The organism is Bacillus sp. Medicinal_06 (assembly GCF_056711665.1).
The window spans coordinates 1-23054 of record NZ_JBWYHD010000010.1; the positions used below are offsets into that span (position 1 = coordinate 1).

The following is a 23054-nucleotide window of genomic DNA, read 5'->3' on the forward strand; positions in this document are numbered from 1 at the left end:
TTCCTTTATAACTAATCTTCGCCCAGCCGTTTGCTTTCCCTAAAATCGTTACTTTTTCTCCGTTTTTCAAGTTTCCTAGTATCGCACTGCTTGTATTCGCTTGGCTTCTCACTCGTAAACTTGTTGCGGTAATTATTCCACCTTCTTGTGCTTCATTTGTGATGTTTCCTGGTTTCTCTTCTTGCTTACCAGATTCTAGTTTCACAAACTCTAGTGATATATAACCTTCGTTTCCTTTATAACTAATCTTCGCCCAGCCGTTTGCTTTCCCTAAAATCGTTACTTTTTCTCCGTTTTTCAAGTTTCCTAGTATCGCACTGCTTGTATTCGCTTGGCTTCTCACTCGTAAACTTGTTGCCGTGATTGTTCCATTTTCCTGTGTATCATTGTGAATTATTGTTGATTTGTCGTTCTGAGGTGCCGTTATATTTTGTACAACTTCGCCAAATTTTAAAAACTCTAAAGAAATGTAACCTTCGTTTCCTTTATACTCAATTTTTGCCCAACCATTTGCTTTTCCTAAAACTTTAACTTTCTCATTTTTTGTAACATGTCCAATAATTGAATTTCCCAAAGCAGGACTATTCCTTACATTCAAATGTGTCGCTGTAACAACACCTATTTCTTTTTGTTCACTATTAATTGTTAGTTGTTGTTTCGCTTCAACAGTAGGCTCTGACACTTTCATCTTTAAAAATTGTAGAGAGACATAACCTTCTTTCCCATCATAAGAAATTTTAGCCCAAGCTTTTTCTTTTCCTAAAATCTGTACAGTTGTCCCTTGCTTTACTTTCCCCACAACTTTACTTTGTGTTGTCGGTTGTTCGCGTATATTTAAATTCGTTGCATTTACTATCGCTGAATTTTCATCTTGTGCAAAAGCATTTGTGGAAACAAGACATGCTGCAGTTACTAAAAATGTACTTGTTATGATTTGTTTTGTTGTTTGCTTCATCTGTTTATCAGAATATAAATAATGTTATATTCTTCAATCCTCCCTTGCTAAAATAAAATTACTATTTAATCTTAACACATGTATCTATATTCATTTTCCAAATATAATTATCAATTGTTTTCTAGCATAATCCCTCTTAGCAAATACTATCATTTTCTTCATTTGGTTTTTTTTGCATAAAATCTCTTCTGCTATGAAATATTACAAAAGGATGTATTTTAGATGGATTATTATTTGATATTTAGGAGGTCACTAATGATAAAAATCACTACTTTAACACATTAGCACTATCTTTATCCTTTTTTAGCGGTTTAAGTAGCGGACATGCCGCGAAATATGAATTTCATAACCTTGGCGTAAACGCAGTGGCTCAAGATGGAGATGATTCACAAGGAGATAGCAATGGCTCTCAAGGCGGCAATGGCTCTCAAGGTGGCAACGGTGCCAATGGTGGTAAAGTAAAAGGACAAGGTGATAAACTACCTAATACTGCAACACATTATCCTACAGCAATCTTAATGGGAATTACTACATTCCTATTTGGAATCACACTATTTGTTCGTAGAAAAAAAGTAAAATAATTAAACCAAAATAACTCCATCTATAAAATACATAATATAAATAGCTCAATTATAATATAAATGGACCTTCATCTAGAACTTTATAAATTCAAGATGAGGGTCCATTTTAAAACTTACACATTATCCTTTTTCAAAATATCAGGAGTATTTATGAAAAAAAATTTAGATTGCAACTACAAATGACCAAAATATTATTGTTAGAAAAGACGAGATTCCCCTAACTTGTTATCTATTTTATTTCGTAGAGAATGCGCCATATTCAAGTTAATGTTATTAAGAAAATGGCATTGTCTGAAAATCAAAAAATTAATACGCCTTGCCCCAGTACACCATATGTTCAGCTTTTTCACCACAACATACACACGCTTCTGTTAATGATTCCTGCTCAAATGGCATACACCGTGATGAAACTCCTACTTCTTCTTTTAGTTTTTCTTCGCAAGCAAGCTCACCACACCACATCGCTTTGATGAATCCTTGCTTCTCATCAGCTGCTTGCTTCATTTCTTCAAAGTTTGTAACACTATATGTGTGTTCATCGCGAAATGCTTTTGCTTTATTAAATAGAGAATCGTGAATCTCATCAAGTAATGATGTAATACGCTCTTCTAATTGATCCATTGACACAAACTCTTTTTCCTTCGTATCGCGTCTGACAAGTACCACTTGATTCTTCTCTATATCTTTTGGACCAACTTCTAAGCGAATTGGAACACCCTTCATTTCATACTCATTAAATTTCCATCCTGGTGTTTTATTACTAGCATCTATTTTTACGCGTGCAACTTTTTGAATACTTCCTTGTAACTCGATTGCTTTTTCTAGCACCCCTTCTTTATGCTGAGCAATTGGTACAATGATAACTTGTACTGGTGCTACCTTTGGTGGCATCACTAGCCCATTATTATCGCTATGAACCATAATAAGTCCACCGATCATCCTAGTTGATACGCCCCAAGATGTTTGATGTACATATTGCCATTTTCCATTACGATCTAAAAATTTAATATCAAACGCTTCAGAGAAATTCGTACCAAAGTTATGAGATGTTCCTGTTTGAAGTGCTTTTCCGTCATGCATTAAGCTTTCAATTGTATATGTTGCTTTCGCCCCTGCAAATTTTTCCTTTTCCGTTTTCTGCCCTTTAATTACTGGAATTGCTAAATAATCTTCACAGAAAGAAGCATATAGATTCAAAATATCTAGTGTTTCCTTTTGAGATTCTTCTGCCGTTTCATGAATTGTATGACCTTCCTGCCATAAAAATTCAGTTGTGCGAAGAAATGGTCTCGTCGTTTTTTCCCAGCGCACCACTGAGCACCACTGATTATATAATTTAGGAAGGTCATTATAAGACTGTACAATTTTTGAAAAATGCTCACAAAATAACGTTTCAGATGTTGGACGAATACAGAGTCGTTCGGCTAATTTTTCATCTCCACCATGCGTAACCCATGCTACTTCAGGTGCAAACCCTTCTACATGATCCTTCTCTTTTTGCAGTAAGCTCTCTGGAATAAACATTGGCATATATACATTTTCATGACCAGATACTTTTAACTTTTCATCCATCACTTTTTGTATATTCTCCCATAATGCGTACCCATACGGACGTAAAATCATACATCCTTTTACACTTGAATAGTCAACAAGTTCAGCTTTTTTCACAATATCTGTATACCACTGGGCAAAGTCTTCTTCCATTTTCGTAATAGCTTGTACTTGTTCTTTTGCCATATTCTTTCCCTCCTTTAAAAAATAAAAAAAGCACGCGTCCCCTAAATAGGGACCGAGCTTTTGCCGGCGTTACCACCCTGATTCATGTACAAAAATTGTACATGCTCTCTTTTGGATAACGGGAATTTCCCGCTGCATATGCAGAACGCAAAGGTAGGTTCCATGTCGCCTTTTCAAGAATCTTCCAGCCAAACGGATTCTCTCTCTACAAAAAAGGGGAGACATGTACTAATCCTTTTTCATCGTTATAACAAAGTAAATTTGCCTAATATCATAATATAAATTCTATTTTAAAACAATAACTAATTTTCTTATTTTTATATATTCTTTTCGTTTTTTGAGGGTTTTATACTGAATTTACACATAACTTTTCCGAAAGAGTTTTACAAATTGATGAGTAATCATGCCAATGATTGTTCCCACTAAAACAAAGAAACATGCAATGCCATACCCCATTCCATCCCATCCACCAATAGCGAAGATGGTAAACGGAAAGAAAGCTAAACAAAGAAGAATTAAAATAAGTGCAAATATAATATCAAACGACCTCTTTGGAAATTGCTTCTTTAATAAAAATGAAACAGCAAATACAACGAGAATTGTTACGGCTCCAATTATAAAAAATACTTCAAATCCATCCATTCCATTTCCTCCTTCCATTCATTTCCTTATAATTTATTATATATTCAAAAATTCAAAAAATAAACAATATAATTTCTTCAGAAATAAGTTTTTATCACTATGTATTAATAGTAATATATAATAATAAGTTATATAACAGGAGGTATATATAATGGACCATCCATTAACAAATCATGTAATTGTTTTATCTTTTGACTGTTTATCAGCTTTAGATTTTCCTATATTACAAGAACTTCCTCATTTTCGCTCTTTAATCGAACGAGGTGCAATTGCAAAAAAAGTAGAAGCCATTTATCCTTCTGTAACGTATCCAAGCCACGCTACTATCGTAACTGGTAACTATCCTAATAAACATGGCGTTGTAAGCAATACATTACTTCAGCCTGAAAGGGAATCACCAGATTGGCATTGGTACCGCCATTCCATTAAAGGAACGACATTATATGACGAGGCAAGAAAAGCCAATTTAACAACCGCTGCCCTTCTATGGCCTGTTACAGGAAGAGCAAAAATAGATTATAACTTACCTGAAATCTTTCCAAACAGACCGTGGCAAAATCAGGTCCTTGTTTCGCTATTTAGTGGAAGCCCTTTGTATCAACTAGATTTAAATCGTCGTTTTGGCCATATTAGAAACGGATTATCACAACCTGAGCTTGATGATTTTGTCCTAGCCTCTGCTGTACACACCATACAAACAAAAAAACCTAACGTCATGCTTGTTCACTTTACAGATTTAGATACACAAAGGCATTATCACGGATTTTCTTCTCCAGAAACAAGAGCCGCTATTCAAAGACACGATGAAAGACTCGGGAAGATTATCAAGGCATTAAAAGAAGCTGGTATGTATGACGAAAGTACAATTATTGCTCTCGGTGATCATAGTGCCCTCAGCGAGAATAAGGCGATTCAATTAAATGTTCTTTTCCATCAAAAAGGGCTTATTTCAGTAAATCAAAATGGAAAATTAACATCTTGGAAAGCTTATTGTCAAAGCTGTGATGGTTCTGCTTATGTATATGTAAAAGATAAAAATGATATCCAAACGATACAAACTGTCCAACACCTTCTTGAAGAACTTCTTCAAGATAAACAAAATGGAATCGAATCTATCCTTCATGATGAAGATGCAAAAGAGCAGGGGGCTGATGGAAACTGTCTTTTTATGCTTGAAGCAAGGGAAGGCTATTACTTCACCCAAAACTATACAGGAGACTTTATAAAAGAAATCACAGAAAAAGATGTAACTCCTAGTAAAAAATACACGTTTGGTACACATGGCTATTCTCCAACAAAACCAAACTATGAGACTATCTTTATGGCTGCTGGCAAAGGCATTCGTCAAGGTGCAATTATTCCATATATGCGTCTCATTGACGAAGGACCTACTATCGCGCGGTTACTCGGATTACATCTCGGTGAAACCGACGGAACTGTAATAGAGGATTTACTTCAATTGTAAAGAAGTTTGTATATATGTAAAAGTTACGTAAAACTTACCTCTGTTTCTCTTTTTCCCATTTTTATTTTTGTACACTAATGTTAGAACGACTTAAGGAGGAACATGATATGAAAAAAATGTCCAGACAAGAAAAAAGCTGGATATTGTATGACTGGGCCAATTCAGTATACTCCCTCGTCATTACAACTGCACTATTTCCAATTTATTTCAAAGCTGCTGCAAAAGAAGCAGGTCTATCTGGAGCAACTTCCACAGCTTTTTGGGGATATGCGAATTCTTTCTCTACACTTTTAATTTCTATCCTTGCTCCTATTCTTGGAACAATTGCTGATTATAAAGGATTTAAAAAGCGCTTTTTCACATTCTTTTTTGGGCTCGGTATTATATTTACAAGTATGCTAGCCATTGTTCCAACTTCACAATGGTATTTACTACTAGGCTGTTATATGCTCGCTTTAGTTGGATTTGCCGGAGCAAACATTTTCTATGATGCATTTTTAGTAGATGTCACAACAGAAGATAGAATGGATCGTATTTCAACACGCGGATTTGCGTTAGGTTATATTGGCAGTACGATTCCTTTTATCGGTTGTATCGCTCTGATTATCCTTGCACAGAAAGGAACCATCCCATTATCAGTTGGTATTGCTAGCCAAATTTCTTTTGCTATTACAGCTCTTTGGTGGGGGTTATTTACAATTCCAATGCTCAAAAATGTAGAGCAAACGCATTATATTGAACGTCATCCAAAACCGATTACAATGAGCTTTAAGCGTTTAGCTCATACATTTAAACATATCCGTCAATACCGTACTGTCTTTTTGTTCCTACTTGCTTATTTCTTCTACATTGACGGTGTCGATACAATTATTACAATGTCTACAGCTTATGGAACAGACCTTGGTATTAGTGCGACAAACCTACTTATTATTTTGTTTGTAACACAAATTGTTGCTTGTCCATTCGCTTTGCTATATGGAAAACTATCTGAAACGTTTAAAGGTAAGAAAATGCTATATGTAGGTATTACTATTTATATCATTATTTGTGCATACGCGTATTTCTTAAAAACAACACTCGATTTTTGGATTTTAGCCATGCTTGTTGCAACTTCGCAAGGCGGAATTCAGGCGCTCAGCCGCTCATACTTTGCAAAGCTTGTACCGAAAGAATCCGCAAATGAATTCTTCGGATTCTATAATATTTTTGGTAAGTTCGCAGCTATTATGGGGCCGGTATTAGTCGGTGTGACTACTCAACTAACAGGGCAAACAAATGCTGGTGTACTAAGTATTATCGTTTTATTTATAATAGGTGGATTCATACTAACACGAGTACCGGAAAATGCAACTTCTGTTACACCACCTGCTCCAAAATCAGAAACACTATAATAGCAAATGTCCCTCTCTGTATACAGAGAGGGACATTTGCTATTATTCTATCGATACCTTTTCACCACTAAAAACTCTACAGCTGGCTTTACAACAATAGCAGCACATAAAGCGAATAAAAGCGGTATATTTTGAAAATCAATCCACTTTTCAAAACCTACTGTGGCAAAAAATAAACCAAAAATTAATACGACTAATACATAGTATGTGATACTTGCGCTTGTTTTTAATACATGTTTTTCAAGCTCATTTTGTCCTTCTTCTTCACTCAATTCATCCACATTATCCCATGTTAAATATTTAAAAATAAAATATAACGCAATACTACAAACGAACAAAGCATACCAATTCACGCGGAGCTCTGTAAGCCAATGATAGAGCGCGAATGGTAGTGCGCTAACTGCCACTACACACATAAATAAAAAGCCTAACCTACTTTTCCCCAACAACGTCTCCCCCTACTGCTTATACAAAAATAATTGATCAACCGTCGTTCCTAACACTTCTGCTAAACGAAATGCCAGTGCTAAACTTGGATCATATTTATTATTTTCAATTGCATTTATCGTTTGTCTTGATACTTTACATTTATCAGCTAATGCACCTTGTGAAATATTCTTTTCAGTGCGTAATTCGTAAATTTGATTTTTCACATCTTTTCTCCTAACCTGTAAAATCGTTTTTACAACATCAGTATATATTTGGTGTATGCAGTTGTCAAAAAATTCCCATACAAAAAAGGGGCGTGAATCGCCCCTTTTCTAATAAAATTCCTACACCAAAGAATCCGTAACACCCTTTTGACTTGCATCCTCTTTTTTATTTCTAGCTTCTACATTTATTTTCATACGTAAAATTGGTAAAATCGCAAGTAGAATAAGTGACATTGCTATACAAAATACAATAATAAGTGAGGTCAGTTCTTTTAATCCCCCAGCTAGTGAATTTCCAATTAGCATAGTTCCCATAAAAAGCGGTAAAATTGTACCATTTACACGTCCTACCATATTCTCTGGTACAAGCTGAATCATAAGCGTTCCAACAACAATGTTAACACAAGCTAAACAAATTCCCGTTCCAAATCGCATCAAACTAGTAATCCAAAAAGATGTAGACAGTCCTTCCACAAGAAATGACATAGCCAATACAATCATACCAAACACAAACATTTTTTTCGGATTTACTTTTGAGGCAAAAACTGCCGCAACAACGCCTCCAATCAACATACCTATTCCATCCGCTGCTGCTAAATATTGAACAGCTTCCTTTTCCAATCCCAATCGTTCGATTACGAGAAATACCTCCAATGGATTTGTTAGCCCTACTGCTAAGCCGATAATGGAGAAAGTAATTGTAATCATACATAAATTTTTTGTTTGCAGGACATACAGCCAACCTTCTTTTATATCACTCAATAATGAAATATTCTCGGGTTTCTCTTTTTCTACCCACTTTGGTAAAAATGAAAGAGTAATAGCTGATAACATAAACAATCCAATTAAACTATATAGTGAAATAAACAGTCCAAGCTGTGTATAAACAATCGATCCTACAACTGGCCCAAAAATCATAAATAGCGACTGTAGTGTTTGATTTACTGCAATTGCGTTTGCAACATGTTTTTCTTCTACATAGCGTTTAAATATCCGTGAAGATGAAGGCTGAGAAAATTGTCCAACAATCGCTGAAACAAGCGCAGCAAAAAATATAGCCTGCCAATAATCCATCTTTAACAAGAAAATAATCCCTATAATAGATAACATACTTAGCATATCTCCTGCTACCATCGTTCTCTTCGGATTCCAGCGATCTGCTAGCGCACCACCAATGAATGAAAAAATAAAAATAGGCGCGTATTCCATAACAGATAATAATGAAACTGAAACGGGATCATTATTTGTTCGCTCCATAACGAAATACAAAAGTGCCATATTTCGAATCCAAATTGCAAACTGCTGTAAAATATCAGACGCCATAACAAGCATAAATGCTCGATTTTTGAATAAATCTTTCATGTTATTCCTCCTTTTTTAAACCGACCGTTCAGTCTAATTTAATATAAAAGAAAAGGTGCTGATTTAAGATTCAGCTGCCATTCCTTGTAGCAGTACATCAATTGCCTTCTTGTAAATGCGCTTCATTTCTGTAGGGTCTAGTTCATAGTAAAGTACCCCAAGCCCAGATAATAAACCATTTACAATGTACATAAGATCTCTAGTATCTCCTTGACGGAATTCTCCAGATTTCATACCTTCTTCAATCAGTTTTTCAAAAACACCGTATGATGCTCTTGCTAAAGCCAGCATTTCATCCAAAACTTCTTTGCTCACGACTTGATTTGTAGAAAACTCTTCTACTGCACTAAAAATAGGCTGTTGTATATCTTCCACATGGTACTCTGCAAGTCCGTATAATTTTTCAGTACTTGTATGAAACTGCTTTTCTTTTTCATTCCACTTTTCAAGCCAATCATACGTATGTTGTTTTACTACAAATAAAAATAATTCTTCTTTGCTTTTAAAATGATAATAAATGCTACCTTTACTACGCTTTGTAATTTCACAAATATCTTCCATAGATGTTGCAGCATATCCTTTTTGTGAAAATAACTCTTCTGCTTGGTACGCTATTTCTTTTTTTATCTCTTCTGCACTTTTTCTCATGTTCACACCTCACTTAAACCGACCGTTCAGTCTAATATTAACAAATCTAAAACCTCTTTTACAAGAGGATATATTCCTTATTTAGGAAAAAATATTTTCAAACCACATTTTAAGTGTATGAATCGCTCCGACTTTAAAAGCAAGTTTGACTATAAATACTCCACCTGCAACGAATAAAAATAATGCTACCTTCCCTTTATTTTTGATCTTTGGTTTCTTCTCCATGCTCATTCCCCTTATAACATCATATATTCCTTATTTATCAATACAATAAGCTTATAAACTCTTAAACAAACGTTTGTTTAGCTGATTTTATGCGGGTTCAAGCCAACTAATCAAACGTTTGTTTAAAAAGAAATACGCCCGTAAAGAGCGTATTTCTCATTAATCCCCACCACCGCCACAGCTACCACCATCACCGCCTGAAAAACCGCTGTCACCTCCAAAAGAACTTCCACAATCGTTGGAACTATCAGATCCTGCAAAGAAAACTGGTGTAGAAGCAGTAGTAGTTGTCGTACTATCACCATTTCCTGTTTTATAAAGATTTACTTTCCTTTTATTTTTCTTAATCGATTTTGCAATCATTCCCATTAAAACTAAAAACAATAATGCCGCTATCACAAAGCCCATTTAAGCCCCTCCCTTATTCTTCAAATAATTGTAATGCTCGTTCTATCTTCTCTAGGGAGATAAAACGTGATTCACGAAGTATCTCTCTCCCTTGATGCAATAATAAAACCGTTGGAGCTGTAAATACTAAATACTTGGATGAAATTTCTTGCATATCCTGTAGTGAAATTACAATATTTTCTACAGTTCGATATTCCGCTAATAAGTGATTTACTTTCTGGAGCATCACATCACAAACACCACAATTTTCAGTTTTGATAAATAACAGCACTAAATCTTTTGCCTCAATATATGCTACTAATCATTCCATCATTTGGAATTTTCTCATGTTATCCCTCTTAGCGCAATTTACTAAACACTTGATTTTGGTACATACGAAATGCTGAATTTCCTTTTATTTTTCTCTTCTCCATTAGCTGTTGAAATCGAAGAGTTTTTGCCGTTAACTCCTCTTTTAGTTTCACTCGTTCTACTTCATCGTAGCAACAAGCGATTAAATCTTCTATTTTCAATATATCTTTTTGTAATTCCATTTCTGCCGGAATCATACCAGCGTTTTTCAAAATTTTGTAGCTCATTCTAAGGTCTGGAGGTACCATTGAAATGTCTTCTAATTGTAGTGGTTTCCCTTTCCCCGGAAGGTCATCAAGGTCACCATTATTAATTGCTTGACGAATTCTTTCTTCAGCAATGCTTAAGAAAACATCCATGCCGCTCCCTCCCTTACATGTTTTTACCATCATTTTACATTAAAAATTCTAATTATACCATAATATAGTTTACAAAAAATCAGGTTCCATATTTATTTATACCTATATAAATTCATTTTGATTTTTCGACATATAAGTTACTGTCCGAAGAAGAACAGATGAATCCACTCATTTTCTCTTTCTGTTTTAACCTGGCATGGTGCAGAAACAGGATCTAACCGACTACTCTCGCCCGCCTAAAAAAAGAGTTTATGGCATTTTTTATTTTGGTTTATATACGCTAAAAATAAAAAATGCGGTACCTCTTATAATAGAGCCACCGCATTTCATCAATCTTTCTTTAATTTTCTAGCAATCCCATTCCCTAAAGACTGTAAGCCTTGAACAAGAATAATTAACATAAATACCGTTGCATACATCACTTCTGGTTCATACCGTAGATGACCAAATCGATATGCTAAATCTCCGAGTCCCCCTGCTCCTACAAGCCCAGCCATTGCTGTTGCACCTATTAGTCCAATCGTTGCGATTGTTAAACCAAGCACAAGAGATGGACGTGCTTCTCTAACCATAACGTGCCAAATAATTTTCACAGTAGAAACTCCCATCGCTTGATATGCCTCAATTACACCGCGATCCACTTCTAGTAAAGCTGTCTCCATTAAACGCGCAATATAAGGAGCTGTAAATACAACAAGCGGTACAATCACACCTTTCACACCAATTGAGGTCCCCATAATGAGCTTTGTAAACGGTAGAATGAAGAATAATAGAATAATAAATGGAATAGAACGAATGATATTAATAATTGTATTCAAAACAGGATATACAATTTTATTCTCTAGTTGACCACCAGGCCTTGTTAAAACAAGTGTTACACCAAGTGGCAAGGCAATAATAATTGATATAAGCAACGAAATAGATGTCATTTGAAATGTTTGAATCGTCGCTTCCCATATCATCTTACCCCATTCATCCAAAAAGGATTTGTTTCCCATTCTCTTCTTTACCTCCTTCTACGATGATTCCTTGTTCTTTTAAAAATGCTAAGGCCCGTTGTACCTCGTGTTTTTCACCTTGCATATGAACAACGAGCTTACCATACGCTTCATGTTTTAGTTGTGTAATATTACCCGATAAAATATTGGGGTATACTTGAAATCGTTTTGTAGCAACAGCAAGTGCTGGATCCCCTGAGGAAATTCCTATAAAAGAAAGTGTTACAGTTTCACCAGCATTTTCCAGTTCTTTTTGTACTTCTTCTGGAATTTTAACTGCCAAAGCACTATTCACAAATTTATTCGTTGTTACATGTTGTGGGTTTGTAAAAATATCCTTCACTGTGCCGCTTTCTACTATAGCTCCGTGTTCCATCACAGCAACGCGATCACATATACGCTGGATTACATTCATTTCATGTGTGATTAGCAAAATCGTAATCCCAATTTTCTCATTAATTTCTAGCAACAGGTCTAAGATTGACTCCGTGGTTTCTGGATCCAACGCGCTTGTCGCTTCATCACTTAGCAAAATCTCTGGTTCATAAGATAGTGCACGTGCAATTGCAACACGTTGTTTTTGGCCGCCAGAAAGCTCACTTGGATATGCATCTTTTCTATCAAAAAGGTCCACAATACGTAAATATTTTTCTACCCTTCTTTCAATCTCAGTTTTTGAAATCCCAGCTAGACGTAAAGGCAATGCAATATTTTCATAAACATTGACTGTTTTTAATAAGTTAAATCCTTGAAAAATCATCCCTATTTTTTGTCTTGCTTGTGCTAATTCTTTTGTAGATAAAGTTGTTAAATCTTTTTCATTTACAATGATGTTTCCTGTTGTTGGTTTGTCTAATAGATTTACACAGCGGATTAACGTACTTTTCCCTGCACCACTATATCCAATGATTCCAAACACTTCTCCTTTTTCTACTTTAAGGGAAGTTGGTTTCAGAGCCTCTACCTTACCTTTTTTTGTTGTAAACACCTTAGATACATTCTTCAATTCAATCATTATAGTCAGCTCCTACCAAGACGGTAAAACAGAACCATCGAATTTTTTCTCGATAAACTCTTTTACTTCTTTAGACTGATACGCTTTCTTCAATTTTTTTACGATTGCATCATCCTTATTCTCTGTACGAACAACCACCCAGTTTACATATGGTGAATCTTTTCCTTCACGGAAAATAGAATCCTTAGCAGGGCTTAGTTTCGCACCTAATGTAAAATTCGTATTAATTGCTGCTGCTTTCACTTCATCTAACTGCGTTGGTAATTGTGACGCCTCTAACTCAACAATTTTTAAATTCTTGGGATTCTCAATCACATCTTTTGCAGTTGCTTTCTCTGTTGCTTTTGGATCAACTTTTAAAACACCTGCTTTTTCAAATAATTTTAAAGCCCGAAGTTCATTTGTTGGATCATTTGGCACAGCAATCGCATCGCCGTCTTTTAACTCGGTTACATCTTTCAAGTGTTTCGAATATACTCCCATTGGGAACGTTACCGTTGAAAATACTTCTGTTAATTTCATATTGCGTTCTGCTTTAAATACATCTAAATAGGACTTCGTTTGATAACTATTTACATCAATATCTTTTTCGTCTAACGATACATTTGGCGCTACATAATCATTAAATACCTTTAAATCAACTTGTAAGCCATCTTTTGCTGCTACTTCCTTTACTTTCTCAAAAATTTGTTCATGCGGTCCCCCCGTTACACCAACTGTAACTTTTTTCTCATCTAGCGCTTTTGCTTCCTTACCTGAATCCGCACTACATGCGCCTAATAATAATACCGTTCCACTTACAATACTTAGCAACAATTTTTTCATATACAATTCCCCCTCATATTATATCTGTTCTTAAACAAAAAACACCTCTCAAATAAGAGAGGTGTCAAATAGACAAAATAAGCTCCTCTCTTATCTTCCAAAACGAAAATCGTTTTGCAGGAATTAGCACCTTAGCTTATGATTCTTCATAAGCTCGGTTGCCGGGCATCATAGGGCCAGTCCCTCCGCCTCTCTGGATAAGAGTATCCGTATTAAATTTTGTAAAAGTTATGGTACTAATAGTAAATCTTACAAAAAATTTTGTCAATAATATTTTTCTGAATATACTGCGTATTGTTGTTCAACTTATTTTGACACTCTCTAGAAATAACGAGCAATAATTATGTACAAAGTATACTCATTATTACTATACTAGATAACAGCGCATACAAGAAAAGAGGTTACATTTTATGCACGAAACACATGCTATACAAACCCTACTCCTCTCTCAAATAGAAAAAATAGCTCAATCCTTTCATTACGATTTTTTATATGAGGTTGAACAGCAAAAAACGCTTTGTCAAATTCTGTTAAGAGATGATAACGGCTCAATTGTAGCAACACCACTCAGTTTTCATATGCTGATAAATGAAGTGGCTGGAAAAGGTGAACTTATTTTTTATCACGAACATGGTGAATTTCATCATCAAAAATTTGATATTTATACAGAAGACAGCATTGTTAAGTTGCTGTTGTTCATTCAAGAACGTTTGCAAGTAAATCAGTAAAAAGTATGAGAGCAGCTACAAAACGTAGCTGCTCTCATGCTTTTGTCCATTTTAATTTTCCGACCTCTAAGTCATGTTTATGAAAAAAAAGAATTTCTCCACTCATTTTCTCCTTCTGTTTTCACATGGCATGTGGCTAAAAAAAACACTGACCGCCTCTATCCATGAACAGATGCTCTCTCCCACCTAAAAGGAATGGTTTATCTCGGTCTTTCAATGCGTATTTATATAGTTACGCTCCAAAATAAATTTCCCTCTTATCTTTTCGTAACATTCATTTCCTCTAGATTCCAAACTCGTGTCACCCAAGATTTATAAAAAGAAGGCTCGTGAGAAACGAGTAAAACTGTTCCTTGATAATTTCGCAAAGCTTCTCCTAACGCTTCTTTCGCATACACATCTAAATGATTCGTTGGTTCATCTAAAATTAATACATTACTTCGCGTTAACATAAGCTCACATAAACGTGCCTTTGTCTGTTCCCCACCACTTAACAAGTAAAGAGGCTGCCGAATATGCTCTTCTTTTAAACCACACCTTGCTAAAGATTGCCGGATTTCTTTTTGCGTCATATCCGGACGCCCTAACCAGACTTGCTCAAGTGGCGTAATTTCTTCCGCAAATTCTTCTTGAGCAAAATATGCAGGGTGTACCCGTTCTCCGATACTTACTGTTCCACTTAATGGTTTTAATTGCCCTAGTAATGTTTTTAACATTGTTGTTTTTCCAATTCCATTATGACCAACAATTGCAATCTTTTCGCCTCTTTTTACTTGTAAATTAAGACCTGTAACTAACAATGGTTCTGCATAACCAATTTGAATCTGCTCCGCTTGTAATATACGACTCACAGGTTCAGTGTGAACTTGAAAATGAAAACGCGGCCTTGGTGCATCGTTAAGCTTTCCTAGCTTTTTCATTTTCTCTAATACCTTTTCACGACTTTTCGCCTGCTTCGCTTTTCTAATTTTATTTTTTTGAATAAAACTCTCTAAATTTGCAATTTCCTTTTGCTGTCTTGTATAAGTTGCTTGTAATTGTTGTTTCTGAAGTTGGTAGCTTGATAAAAATCTTTCATAATTCCCCGCATAGCGCTTTATTGTTTGCCCTTCTAAATGATAAATAACATTTGTAATACAATTTAAAAATGATTCATCATGTGAAACGACAATATAAGCATTTTCATATGCTTGTAAATACGCCCTTAGCCAATCGATATGAACCGCATCTAAATAATTTGTTGGTTCATCTAGCAATAAAATGTGTGGCTTCTCTAAAAGAAGCTTCCCAAGTAATAATTTTGTTCGCTGGCCACCACTTAATTTTGAAACATCTTTTTTCATTCCTAAATCTAACAACCCTAAACCAGCTGCTATTTCTTCTATTTTTGTATGAACTTGATAAAAATCTGAACCTTCTAGTACATTTTGTAATTTTCCATATTGCGTTAATAGCTGCTCTAAGTCCGTTTCCTTGGCCATCTTTTCAGCAATATCCATCATTTCACGTTCAATCGTATACAGGTGAGAAAAAGCACTTTGTAAATATTCTTCAATTGTTGTTCCTTCTTGTAACTCAATATGCTGCTCTAAAAAACCGACCTTCACATGTGGAAACCATTCAATTGTTCCCCCATCAGGTAGAATCTCTCCTGCTAACAGACGAAGCAACGTTGATTTCCCAGCACCATTACTTCCTATAAGTCCAACATGCTCACCTTGCAATAATCGAAAACAAGCATTATATAAAATACTTTTATCTCCATACGTATGGGTAAGATTTTCTACTGTTAATACACTCATTTTTGCTCTCTCCTTTTCTTTACCACTAACAAGCCAAATAGAGAGAACAGCAAAATAAAGGTCTTATTTAATTGTGTATACATGAAAAATGGGTAAGGTGAACACACCTTACCCATTACAAATAATTATCGTAAAAAAGGATTAAGGCTCTTTATCTGCTGTCTTCAATTTGGCTTACACTTTAAAAATGGGCAGACTTCTCCCATATCAAGCTAAAACCATTTGAAGAACAGTTGATAAAGTCATCTTATCCTTTCACTCCTTTATAAATCATTATTGTCTTATAATAAGCATATACCATGCTCTTATATTTTATTCGTTATCGATCTTTTTGTTCCTCTTTTTCACTAAAGATTTCTTCATACATTTTCTCCATTGCATAAGGGCTAGTAAATTCTAAAGTTAACGATTTCCACATAAAAAAGCCTCTTAACAATCATTATACCAAAAATTGTTAAGAGGCTTTTATTACTTACGCATATAAGGAGCTAATATCTCTAAAATCTTCGCTTTGTCTTCTTTTAACTCAATGGATGTCAGCATATCCATTGTGCGAGGACGCGGTAAATTCACACGCACTTCACCAATAACCGTCGCTGGTCTTTGCGATAAGATAAATACACGATCAGATAATAGAATTGCTTCATCTAAGTCATGTGTTACCATCACGATTGTTTGCTTCTCTTGATGCCATGAATCTAAAAGCCAACGATGCACTTCCATTTTTGTAAATGCATCGAGTTTACCAAATGGTTCATCAAGTAACATAATCGGTTTTTCACACAAATAAGTACGGAGGAAACTAATGCGCTGACGCATACCACCAGATAATGCATCTGGATAATGATTAGCGTATTCAGCTAAACCAAATTGCTCCAATGCTTCCATACCTTCTGCCAATCGCTCTTTCTTTGCTTTCCCATCAATTTCTAGCGGGAGGACAATATTTTGAAGTGCTGAGCGCCATGGCAGTAGCAAATCTTGCTGCGGCATATAACTTACAATATCCTGTTTTTGAACAAGGGTATCGTTATAAATTACCTCACCACTAGTCGCCTCTTCAACACTTGCAATCAGATTTAACAGCGTGCTTTTCCCGCAACCACTTGGACCTACAAAAGAGACAAATTCCCCTTCTTGTATAGAAGCGCTAATCTTTTCTAATACATTTTTTCCATCAAATGCTTTCACAACATCGTTTATTTGTAATCCGTTCATTTTTCACTTGGAAGGAATTCATTTGTAAATGCATCTTTTACATCAATTTTCTTTTTAATAACTTTGTTATCATGTAAGAAATTCATGTAATTCGTCCAAATTTCTTCCTTCTGTACTCCCCACGCTTTCGCATCATCTTGATACTTCGTACTTAACCATTTTTGGCTCTCTTGAACTAACTCTTTATTAATATCTGGTACATTTTTAATTAAAATATCAGCCGCTTCTTTTGGTTCTTTAATTGCAAAATTATATCCCTCTGCCGTTGCATTCATGAATTTTTTCACAAAGTCTTTATCATTTTTCGTATATTTTTCACTTGTAATAATGACAGGGCTATAGAAATCTAATGCTGGATCTAAATCTTTTATCATGATTGTATTTAATTCTTTTCCTTGGCGTTTCGCTTCAATACCGTCCCAACCATAATAAATCCATTCAAAATCTGCATCTCTACCAATCGATTTAAAGAAGTCTGTTTGTCCAAGAACAATCTTTTCTACTTTACTAAAATCAGCTTGATGTTTATCCATAATGGTTTTTAACGTCGCTTCTTCTGCTGGTGCACCCCAACCGCCATAGCGCTTACCTTCAAAATCTTTTGGAGAAGTAATATTATCTTTTTTCAGCGATGCAAATGCAGATGTATTATGTTGAATAATTGCCCCAATCGAGACAACTGGAATTCCTTCAACACGAGCTGATGTTACATTTTCTTGATAACTTACACCGAAATCTGCTTTTCCTGATGCAATCATTTGCTCTGCTGATACGTTATCACCTGGCTGAATGATTTCTACATCTAACCCTTGCTTTTTATAGTAATCTTTCGTCTTTGCTACGTATAAACCAGTGTGGTTTGTATTCGGAAACCAATCTAACACAACTTTTACTTTCTTTTCTTTATCTGCACTCTCTTCTTTCTTCGCTGCATTACAACCAACCACGCCTACCGTTAGCAGCGCTGCTAGCATCACTTTTAAGCCTTTTTTCATTTTTTGTCGTCCTTTCTGTATATCCATGGTGCTGTTAGTCTTGCCATAAATTCTACGATAAAATACAAGAGTAATGTCACCATTACGATAATTGCTGCAATGCCAAATACACGAGCTGTTAAAAAGGATTTTGTTGCACGCGTAAGCATGACACCTAATCCTTCACTCGCACCAAGCCATTCCCCAATAATCGCTCCCATCACGCTATATGTAACGGCAATTTTCAGCCCAGAGAAAAAGTATGGGAGCACGGCTGGAAATTTTACCTTTTGATAGATTTGCCATTTGGTTGCACGCATTGTTTGTAATAACTTAAGCATGTTTTTATCTACTGTTTGAAAACCTTCTAAAATACTGAGAGCAATCGGAAAGAAACAAACAAGAATAACGACCATCACCTTTGGAAGCATTCCATATCCAAACCAAATAATAAATAAAGGTGCTAGCACGACAATTGGAATGGTTTGTGAGATAACCAGTAACGGGTTAATTAAAATGCGAAATAACGGAATAACATCCATAATAATTGCAATACTTGTTCCAAGTAAAATCGCAAAAAATAAGCCAATGATAACTTCTTGCAGTGTTTGCATTGTATTTGGTAACAATAAATCTTTCATTCCAATCAACTCTTGAACGATTGCAGAAGGTTTCGGTAAAATCCACGGTTCAATTCGAAATAATGAAACAGATCCTTCCCATATAGCAATGAGAAGGATAAGCCAAATCGTTGTAATTGTTATATTAGATCGTTTCTGGTTTTTCATATTCATCACGGTACTTCCAAACTTTCTCATCAATCGTTACACCAGTACTTGGACGATAATGAATTTTAATAGAAGTAATCACTTCTTCTGCTCCAGCATCGACACAAGCCTGTTGCGCACGCTTAATGACATCAAGAAGCACGTCTAATTCTCCTTCCAGCGTTGTTTCCATTGCACCTACTTCGTAACGAACACCAGATTGTTGCACGACTTCAATTGCCTTATCAACAACGGAATATACATCTTTGTTTTTCGCTTGTGGTACAACTGAAAATGAAATGGTAACTTGTTGTGACATACTAAAATCCCCCTTGCAAAATGTTGTATAAAAAAGAAAAGGCTTTCCTGCAAAATTCGCAGGAAAGCCTTGTATGCAAGTTATTATACAATAACATGTGCTTACATCACTTTAAGTAACTCCCTACGCTGGCATTATCCAGATCAGGTTGAGGGTCGATGCTTTCTTACATCCTCTCAGCCAATTGGCTCCCCGGTCTTAATTCGTTTTCATTGTAGCATGATTTATTTTTTCAAACAAACAAATCCACATTTTTTTATAATATGATACTGCTTACAATCTATTGGTCATATATTTTATCATAGCAAAAATACAAGTATATTAAGGGGGGTAAAAATGGGAATTCGTTTCATTCAAATCTCTTCTATTTATTTTGTCATCGGTGTTTGTATGGGATTATTCATGTCAATTTCATCTAATTTCAAATTGACCGCAGTTCATGTGCATGTTTTATTACTAGGATGGACTTCTATGATGATAGCTGGTATTTTATATTATATTTTTAAAGAAGCCGGCACCTCAAAACTTGGTAAATTACATTTTTGGCTCTTAAATATCGGACTACCGATTATGATGATTGCACTTGCCTTTGAAATTTACGGTTACCATGCAGCTATCCCTTTTGTTGCTGGTGGAAGTATTCTTGTTGTTCTTTCCATTATTATCTTTACTATTAATATTTTTGTGCATATAAAAGAAAACAATAGCATTCTTTAAAAGAAAAAAGCAGAAACGAATAAACTCGTTTCTGCTTTTTTCTTTTCCTCTCTTAATATCCTCATTTCACATTTTCTTAAAATAATTTTACTAAATATAATGAATGTTACTTTTTATGTGTTATATAATAAAAAAGGTTTATATAACAGCACTTCATTTGTTTAATTTAATAATTATCACTCAAATTAAATTATTCAAAAATATCTTACCATATGAATTTTGGAGGTATTTTATTATGTTTTGGCTACAATTTCTTACCTTACTAGTCTGCATTTTTATCGGTGCACGCCTTGGTGGAGTCGGCCTAGGAGTAATGGGTGGAGTTGGTATGGCAATCCTCGTTTTTGTCTTCCACTTACAACCTACCGCTCCTCCTATTGACGTTATGCTGATGATTTTAGCAGTCATTACTGCTGCCGGTGCATTGCAAGCTGCGGGCGGAATGGATTACCTTGTCCATCTTGCAGAAAAAGCACTTCGTAAAAATCCAAAGCGCATCACATTCTTCGCACCAATTGTAACTTATTTATTTACATTGTGTGCTGGAACTGGACACGTTGCCTATTCCGTACTTCCTGTTATCGCAGAGGTATCACGCGAATCAGGAATTAGACCGGAACGCCCGATGTCAATTGCCGTTATCGCTTCACAACAAGCAATTACAGCAAGTCCAATCTCTGCTGCAACTGTGGCTCTATTAGCAATGCTAGCTGATTATAAAATTACATTGCTAGATATTTTAAAAGTAAGTATTCCTTCTACTTTTATTGCTTGTATGTTAGCAGCTTTCGTTGCAAGCAAAATGGGCAAAGAGTTAAATAAAGATCCAGAATACTTAAAGCGTTTAAAAGAAGGTATGATTCCTAAACTTGAAGAAAAGAAAGAATTTATCGGTGCGAAAGGTGCCAAATTATCTGTTATTCTTTTCTTATTCGCAACTGTTCTTGTTGTTCTTCTTGGTTCATTCGAAGTACTTCGTCCAGGATGGATGATAGACGGAAAATTAGTTCGTCTTTCTATGCCAAATACAATCGAAATGGTCATGCTTACAATTGCTGCTCTTATTATTATCTTCTGTAAACCAAATGTAGAAAGCATTGTATCTGGAAATGTCTTTAAAGCCGGTGCTACAGCTGTTGTTGCAATTTTCGGTATCGCTTGGATGGGAGACACATTCTTTAACGGAAACTTAAATATGATTCAAGGATCCATTCAACATCTAGTAACAAGTGCACCATGGTTATTCGCTATTGCGTTATTTATCCTATCTATCTTACTGTATAGCCAAGCAGCTACAGTACGTGCTTTAATGCCTCTTGGATTATCACTTGGTATTTCACCAGCACTTCTCATTGCGATGTTCCCTGCCGTAAACGGATATTTCTTCATTCCAAACTATGGAACAATTGTCGCTGCGATTAACTTTGACCGTACAGGAACAACACGCATTGGTAAATATGTATTAAATCATAGCTTTATGATTCCTGGTCTTGTCGCAACGTTTGCTTCGATTGGAATTGGGATGCTACTTATTTCAATTATGTTTTAACATAGAAAAGCACAAACTTATTCTGAATAAAGTTTGTGCTTTTTCATTTCATCAAACGTAGAAATTGTTCATTCAACAATTTCTACGTTATATCCTTTCTTTTCTATCCCACTCAATACTTCTTCAATATGGTTTTTATCTTTTGTCTCTAATGACAAATGGAGCTGTGCATATCCTGGAAACACTTTTGTTCCAATCCGCTCTAAATGAATATGTAATATATTTGCTTCAAAACTTTTTACAATTTCGAGTAAATGTTGCAAATGTCCTGGTTTATCTTTAATCATTGTTGCAATATGAACAAAGCGGCCCGCTTCAACCATCCCATGTTCAATAATACGAGTAATAAAGTTAACATCAACATTTCCACCACTTAAAATCGACACCACTTTTTTCTCTTTCACAGGAATTTTTTGATAGAGCAAAGCAGCTAATGAACTAGCACCCGAACCTTCCACTAATAATTTATTTCGTTCCAATAACATTAACATCGTTCTCGCAATTTCCATTTCATCCAGACAAAAAATATCATCTACATATCGCTCTACAAGCTGAAATGTAAGTTCTCCTGGTCTTTTCACTGCAATTCCATCTGCCATAGTTGGTGAAGATTCCACAGTAATCACTTTCTTTTCTTTGAAGGATTGCTTCATCCCGGGACAAGCAAGCGCTTGTACACCATATACTTTCACCGACGGTTTTTGTTCTTTAATCGCCATTGCAACACCTGCAATTAAACCGCCACCACCAACAGGACAAATAACAGCTTCGACGTCCTCAAGCTGCTGCAATATTTCTAACCCTACCGTCCCTTGACCAGAGATTACAGCATCATCATCAAATGGATGTACAAATTTCGCTCCTGTTTGTTCTTTCAAATCTAGCGCATAAGCTAATGCATCATCAAATACATCACCTTGCAACTCTACATGTGCACCATATCGCTTAGTCGCAAGTACTTTACTAAGCGGTGCACCTTTTGGCATCACAATCGTACAGGGAATATCGAGCATATTACTAGAATAGGCGACACCTTGTGCATGATTTCCAGCAGATGCTGCAACAACTCCATTTTCTAATTCACCTTTATCAAGAGAAACCATCTTATTATAAGAACCACGCACTTTAAAAGAACCTGTCTTTTGTAAATTTTCGAGCTTTAAATACACTTCATTATGTGATAGTTCACTAAACGTGCTCGAATAATCTAGCGGTGTCATATGGACAATGCCTTTCATTTTCTCATGAGCAGCTACAATATCCTGTAATGAAATCATGTTGTACCCTCCGAAACAAGATGTATTCATATATCCTAGTTTGAGCGGCATAGTTTATTTTATTCTGTAAAAAAGAGCCATTTCTATA

26 protein-coding genes, 2 riboswitches and 1 other annotated feature are annotated in these 23054 nt (G+C 35.4%); of the genes, 6 read left to right on the plus strand and 20 right to left on the minus strand.

All coding sequences use genetic code 11. The features are described 5' to 3' along the window. The coding region (locus AC1M36_RS21215) for an SH3 domain-containing protein (RefSeq protein WP_479846152.1) at nucleotides 1–955 on the minus strand (955 nt) is incomplete at its 3' end. A gap of 365 nt (nucleotides 956–1320) precedes the next feature. Between AC1M36_RS21215 and AC1M36_RS21220 the strand changes: the two genes are divergently transcribed. Further along, nucleotides 1321–1536 carry an LPXTG cell wall anchor domain-containing protein gene (locus AC1M36_RS21220; RefSeq protein ID WP_420792368.1) on the plus strand — a complete coding sequence of 72 codons (216 nt, stop codon included), beginning with the start codon at nucleotides 1321–1323 and terminating at the stop codon, nucleotides 1534–1536. A gap of 306 nt (nucleotides 1537–1842) precedes the next feature. Here AC1M36_RS21220 and proS read toward each other — a convergent pair whose 3' ends face one another. Both proS and AC1M36_RS21230 read right to left on the minus strand, forming a co-directional pair. Next, nucleotides 1843–3273: a proline--tRNA ligase gene (proS, locus tag AC1M36_RS21225; RefSeq protein ID WP_479846153.1), complete on the minus strand. Its 1431-nt coding sequence runs from the start codon at nucleotides 3271–3273 to the stop codon at nucleotides 1843–1845. Between the two features lie 44 nt (nucleotides 3274–3317). Continuing rightward, nucleotides 3318–3525, minus strand: a binding site (T-box leader). A gap of 105 nt (nucleotides 3526–3630) precedes the next feature. After that, entirely contained in the window at nucleotides 3631–3915 is a 285-nt protein-coding gene (locus AC1M36_RS21230) for a YesK-like family protein (protein WP_479846154.1), read from the minus strand. A 151-nt stretch (nucleotides 3916–4066) separates the two neighbouring features. On the opposite strand from AC1M36_RS21230, the gene AC1M36_RS21235 reads away from it, so the two are divergent. Both AC1M36_RS21235 and AC1M36_RS21240 read left to right on the plus strand, forming a co-directional pair. Continuing rightward, nucleotides 4067–5380 (plus strand): alkaline phosphatase family protein, encoded by a 1314-nt coding sequence (locus AC1M36_RS21235; protein WP_336453278.1) that lies wholly within the window; start codon nucleotides 4067–4069, stop codon nucleotides 5378–5380. A 107-nt stretch (nucleotides 5381–5487) separates the two neighbouring features. Then, nucleotides 5488–6771 carry an MFS transporter gene (locus AC1M36_RS21240; protein ID WP_336453277.1) on the plus strand — a complete coding sequence of 428 codons (1284 nt, stop codon included), beginning with the start codon at nucleotides 5488–5490 and terminating at the stop codon, nucleotides 6769–6771. A 47-nt stretch (nucleotides 6772–6818) separates the two neighbouring features. Here AC1M36_RS21240 and AC1M36_RS21245 read toward each other — a convergent pair whose 3' ends face one another. From AC1M36_RS21245 to AC1M36_RS21295, 11 genes are all read right to left on the minus strand, one after another. Beyond that, a complete protein-coding gene (locus AC1M36_RS21245; protein WP_420792367.1) occupies nucleotides 6819–7217 on the minus strand; it encodes a hypothetical protein in 399 nt (132 codons plus the stop codon). Nucleotides 7218–7229: 12 nt separating this feature from the next. Continuing rightward, complete coding sequence (locus tag AC1M36_RS21250; RefSeq protein ID WP_336453346.1) at nucleotides 7230–7481, minus strand: helix-turn-helix transcriptional regulator; 252 nt, start codon at nucleotides 7479–7481, stop codon at nucleotides 7230–7232. 63 nt (nucleotides 7482–7544) lie between these two features. Then, a complete protein-coding gene (locus AC1M36_RS21255) occupies nucleotides 7545–8786 on the minus strand; it encodes an MFS transporter (protein WP_336453276.1) in 1242 nt (413 codons plus the stop codon). 63 nt (nucleotides 8787–8849) lie between these two features. Continuing rightward, nucleotides 8850–9434 (minus strand): TetR/AcrR family transcriptional regulator, encoded by a 585-nt coding sequence (locus AC1M36_RS21260; RefSeq protein ID WP_336453275.1) that lies wholly within the window; start codon nucleotides 9432–9434, stop codon nucleotides 8850–8852. Nucleotides 9435–9515: 81 nt separating this feature from the next. Then, complete coding sequence (locus tag AC1M36_RS21265) at nucleotides 9516–9659, minus strand: histidine kinase (protein WP_336453274.1); 144 nt, start codon at nucleotides 9657–9659, stop codon at nucleotides 9516–9518. Nucleotides 9660–9818: 159 nt separating this feature from the next. Then, complete coding sequence (locus AC1M36_RS21270; protein ID WP_336453273.1) at nucleotides 9819–10067, minus strand: hypothetical protein; 249 nt, start codon at nucleotides 10065–10067, stop codon at nucleotides 9819–9821. 13 nt (nucleotides 10068–10080) lie between these two features. Continuing rightward, nucleotides 10081–10356 carry a thioredoxin family protein gene (locus tag AC1M36_RS21275; protein ID WP_336453345.1) on the minus strand — a complete coding sequence of 92 codons (276 nt, stop codon included), beginning with the start codon at nucleotides 10354–10356 and terminating at the stop codon, nucleotides 10081–10083. 49 nt (nucleotides 10357–10405) lie between these two features. After that, nucleotides 10406–10777 carry a DnaJ family domain-containing protein gene (locus tag AC1M36_RS21280; protein WP_336453272.1) on the minus strand — a complete coding sequence of 124 codons (372 nt, stop codon included), beginning with the start codon at nucleotides 10775–10777 and terminating at the stop codon, nucleotides 10406–10408. A gap of 329 nt (nucleotides 10778–11106) precedes the next feature. Further along, the gene (locus AC1M36_RS21285; RefSeq protein WP_336453271.1) at nucleotides 11107–11775 is read right to left on the minus strand and encodes a methionine ABC transporter permease; all 669 of its coding nucleotides are present in this window, start codon (nucleotides 11773–11775) and stop codon (nucleotides 11107–11109) included. After that, nucleotides 11750–12790, minus strand: a complete 1041-nt coding sequence (locus AC1M36_RS21290; protein WP_479846155.1) for a methionine ABC transporter ATP-binding protein — start codon at nucleotides 12788–12790, stop codon at nucleotides 11750–11752. Before AC1M36_RS21290 ends, AC1M36_RS21285 begins: the two co-directional genes overlap by 26 nt. Before the next feature lie 12 nt (nucleotides 12791–12802). Beyond that, nucleotides 12803–13615, minus strand: coding sequence for a MetQ/NlpA family ABC transporter substrate-binding protein (locus AC1M36_RS21295; protein ID WP_479846156.1), 813 nt, complete (start codon nucleotides 13613–13615; stop codon nucleotides 12803–12805). Nucleotides 13616–13702: 87 nt separating this feature from the next. Continuing rightward, nucleotides 13703–13819, minus strand: a riboswitch (SAM riboswitch). A 206-nt stretch (nucleotides 13820–14025) separates the two neighbouring features. On the opposite strand from AC1M36_RS21295, the gene AC1M36_RS21300 reads away from it, so the two are divergent. Further along, nucleotides 14026–14343 carry a hypothetical protein gene (locus tag AC1M36_RS21300; protein WP_336453268.1) on the plus strand — a complete coding sequence of 106 codons (318 nt, stop codon included), beginning with the start codon at nucleotides 14026–14028 and terminating at the stop codon, nucleotides 14341–14343. 257 nt (nucleotides 14344–14600) lie between these two features. Here AC1M36_RS21300 and AC1M36_RS21305 read toward each other — a convergent pair whose 3' ends face one another. The 5 genes from AC1M36_RS21305 to AC1M36_RS21325 form a co-directional block, all read right to left on the minus strand. Beyond that, nucleotides 14601–16145 (minus strand): ABC-F family ATP-binding cassette domain-containing protein, encoded by a 1545-nt coding sequence (locus AC1M36_RS21305; protein ID WP_336453267.1) that lies wholly within the window; start codon nucleotides 16143–16145, stop codon nucleotides 14601–14603. A gap of 468 nt (nucleotides 16146–16613) precedes the next feature. Next, entirely contained in the window at nucleotides 16614–17363 is a 750-nt protein-coding gene (locus tag AC1M36_RS21310) for an ABC transporter ATP-binding protein (protein WP_336453266.1), read from the minus strand. Further along, on the minus strand, nucleotides 17360–18358 hold the full coding sequence (locus tag AC1M36_RS21315) for an ABC transporter substrate-binding protein (protein ID WP_336453265.1): 999 nt from the start codon (nucleotides 18356–18358) through the stop codon (nucleotides 17360–17362). Before AC1M36_RS21315 ends, AC1M36_RS21310 begins: the two co-directional genes overlap by 4 nt. After that, on the minus strand, nucleotides 18355–19131 hold the full coding sequence (locus AC1M36_RS21320) for an ABC transporter permease (protein ID WP_336453264.1): 777 nt from the start codon (nucleotides 19129–19131) through the stop codon (nucleotides 18355–18357). The genes AC1M36_RS21315 and AC1M36_RS21320 overlap by 4 nt, the downstream gene beginning before the upstream one ends. Further along, nucleotides 19103–19423, minus strand: a complete 321-nt coding sequence (locus AC1M36_RS21325; RefSeq protein WP_000082899.1) for an MTH1187 family thiamine-binding protein — start codon at nucleotides 19421–19423, stop codon at nucleotides 19103–19105. The genes AC1M36_RS21320 and AC1M36_RS21325 overlap by 29 nt, the downstream gene beginning before the upstream one ends. A gap of 103 nt (nucleotides 19424–19526) precedes the next feature. Further along, a riboswitch (TPP riboswitch) is annotated at nucleotides 19527–19628 on the minus strand. A 131-nt stretch (nucleotides 19629–19759) separates the two neighbouring features. On the opposite strand from AC1M36_RS21325, the gene AC1M36_RS21330 reads away from it, so the two are divergent. Then, nucleotides 19760–20140, plus strand: a complete 381-nt coding sequence (locus AC1M36_RS21330) for a cytochrome-c oxidase (RefSeq protein ID WP_174101244.1) — start codon at nucleotides 19760–19762, stop codon at nucleotides 20138–20140. A 235-nt stretch (nucleotides 20141–20375) separates the two neighbouring features. Then, entirely contained in the window at nucleotides 20376–21689 is a 1314-nt protein-coding gene (locus AC1M36_RS21335) for an anaerobic C4-dicarboxylate transporter (protein WP_336453263.1), read from the plus strand. 68 nt (nucleotides 21690–21757) lie between these two features. On the opposite strand, the gene ilvA is transcribed toward AC1M36_RS21335, so the two are convergent. After that, nucleotides 21758–22966, minus strand: coding sequence for a threonine ammonia-lyase (gene ilvA / locus AC1M36_RS21340; RefSeq protein WP_479846157.1), 1209 nt, complete (start codon nucleotides 22964–22966; stop codon nucleotides 21758–21760). Between the last annotated feature and the right edge of the window lie 88 nt (nucleotides 22967–23054).

Coding starts and splice junctions, on each gene's coding strand:
- proS (WP_479846153.1), bottom strand. CDS start 3,273: ATGGCAAAAGAACAAGTACAAGCTATTACGAAAATGGAAGAAGACTTT.
- AC1M36_RS21230 (WP_479846154.1), bottom strand. CDS start 3,915: ATGGATGGATTTGAAGTATTTTTTATAATTGGAGCCGTAACAATTCTC.
- AC1M36_RS21235 (WP_336453278.1), top strand. CDS start 4,067: ATGGACCATCCATTAACAAATCATGTAATTGTTTTATCTTTTGACTGT.
- AC1M36_RS21240 (WP_336453277.1), top strand. CDS start 5,488: ATGAAAAAAATGTCCAGACAAGAAAAAAGCTGGATATTGTATGACTGG.
- AC1M36_RS21255 (WP_336453276.1), bottom strand. CDS start 8,786: ATGAAAGATTTATTCAAAAATCGAGCATTTATGCTTGTTATGGCGTCT.
- AC1M36_RS21260 (WP_336453275.1), bottom strand. CDS start 9,434: ATGAGAAAAAGTGCAGAAGAGATAAAAAAAGAAATAGCGTACCAAGCA.
- AC1M36_RS21265 (WP_336453274.1), bottom strand. CDS start 9,659: ATGGAGAAGAAACCAAAGATCAAAAATAAAGGGAAGGTAGCATTATTT.
- AC1M36_RS21270 (WP_336453273.1), bottom strand. CDS start 10,067: ATGGGCTTTGTGATAGCGGCATTATTGTTTTTAGTTTTAATGGGAATG.
- AC1M36_RS21280 (WP_336453272.1), bottom strand. CDS start 10,777: ATGGATGTTTTCTTAAGCATTGCTGAAGAAAGAATTCGTCAAGCAATT.
- AC1M36_RS21285 (WP_336453271.1), bottom strand. CDS start 11,775: ATGGGAAACAAATCCTTTTTGGATGAATGGGGTAAGATGATATGGGAA.
- AC1M36_RS21290 (WP_479846155.1), bottom strand. CDS start 12,790: ATGATTGAATTGAAGAATGTATCTAAGGTGTTTACAACAAAAAAAGGT.
- AC1M36_RS21295 (WP_479846156.1), bottom strand. CDS start 13,615: ATGAAAAAATTGTTGCTAAGTATTGTAAGTGGAACGGTATTATTATTA.
- AC1M36_RS21300 (WP_336453268.1), top strand. CDS start 14,026: ATGCACGAAACACATGCTATACAAACCCTACTCCTCTCTCAAATAGAA.
- AC1M36_RS21305 (WP_336453267.1), bottom strand. CDS start 16,145: ATGAGTGTATTAACAGTAGAAAATCTTACCCATACGTATGGAGATAAA.
- AC1M36_RS21310 (WP_336453266.1), bottom strand. CDS start 17,363: ATGAACGGATTACAAATAAACGATGTTGTGAAAGCATTTGATGGAAAA.
- AC1M36_RS21315 (WP_336453265.1), bottom strand. CDS start 18,358: ATGAAAAAAGGCTTAAAAGTGATGCTAGCAGCGCTGCTAACGGTAGGC.
- AC1M36_RS21320 (WP_336453264.1), bottom strand. CDS start 19,131: ATGAATATGAAAAACCAGAAACGATCTAATATAACAATTACAACGATT.
- AC1M36_RS21325 (WP_000082899.1), bottom strand. CDS start 19,423: ATGTCACAACAAGTTACCATTTCATTTTCAGTTGTACCACAAGCGAAA.
- AC1M36_RS21330 (WP_174101244.1), top strand. CDS start 19,760: ATGGGAATTCGTTTCATTCAAATCTCTTCTATTTATTTTGTCATCGGT.
- AC1M36_RS21335 (WP_336453263.1), top strand. CDS start 20,376: ATGTTTTGGCTACAATTTCTTACCTTACTAGTCTGCATTTTTATCGGT.
- ilvA (WP_479846157.1), bottom strand. CDS start 22,966: ATGATTTCATTACAGGATATTGTAGCTGCTCATGAGAAAATGAAAGGC.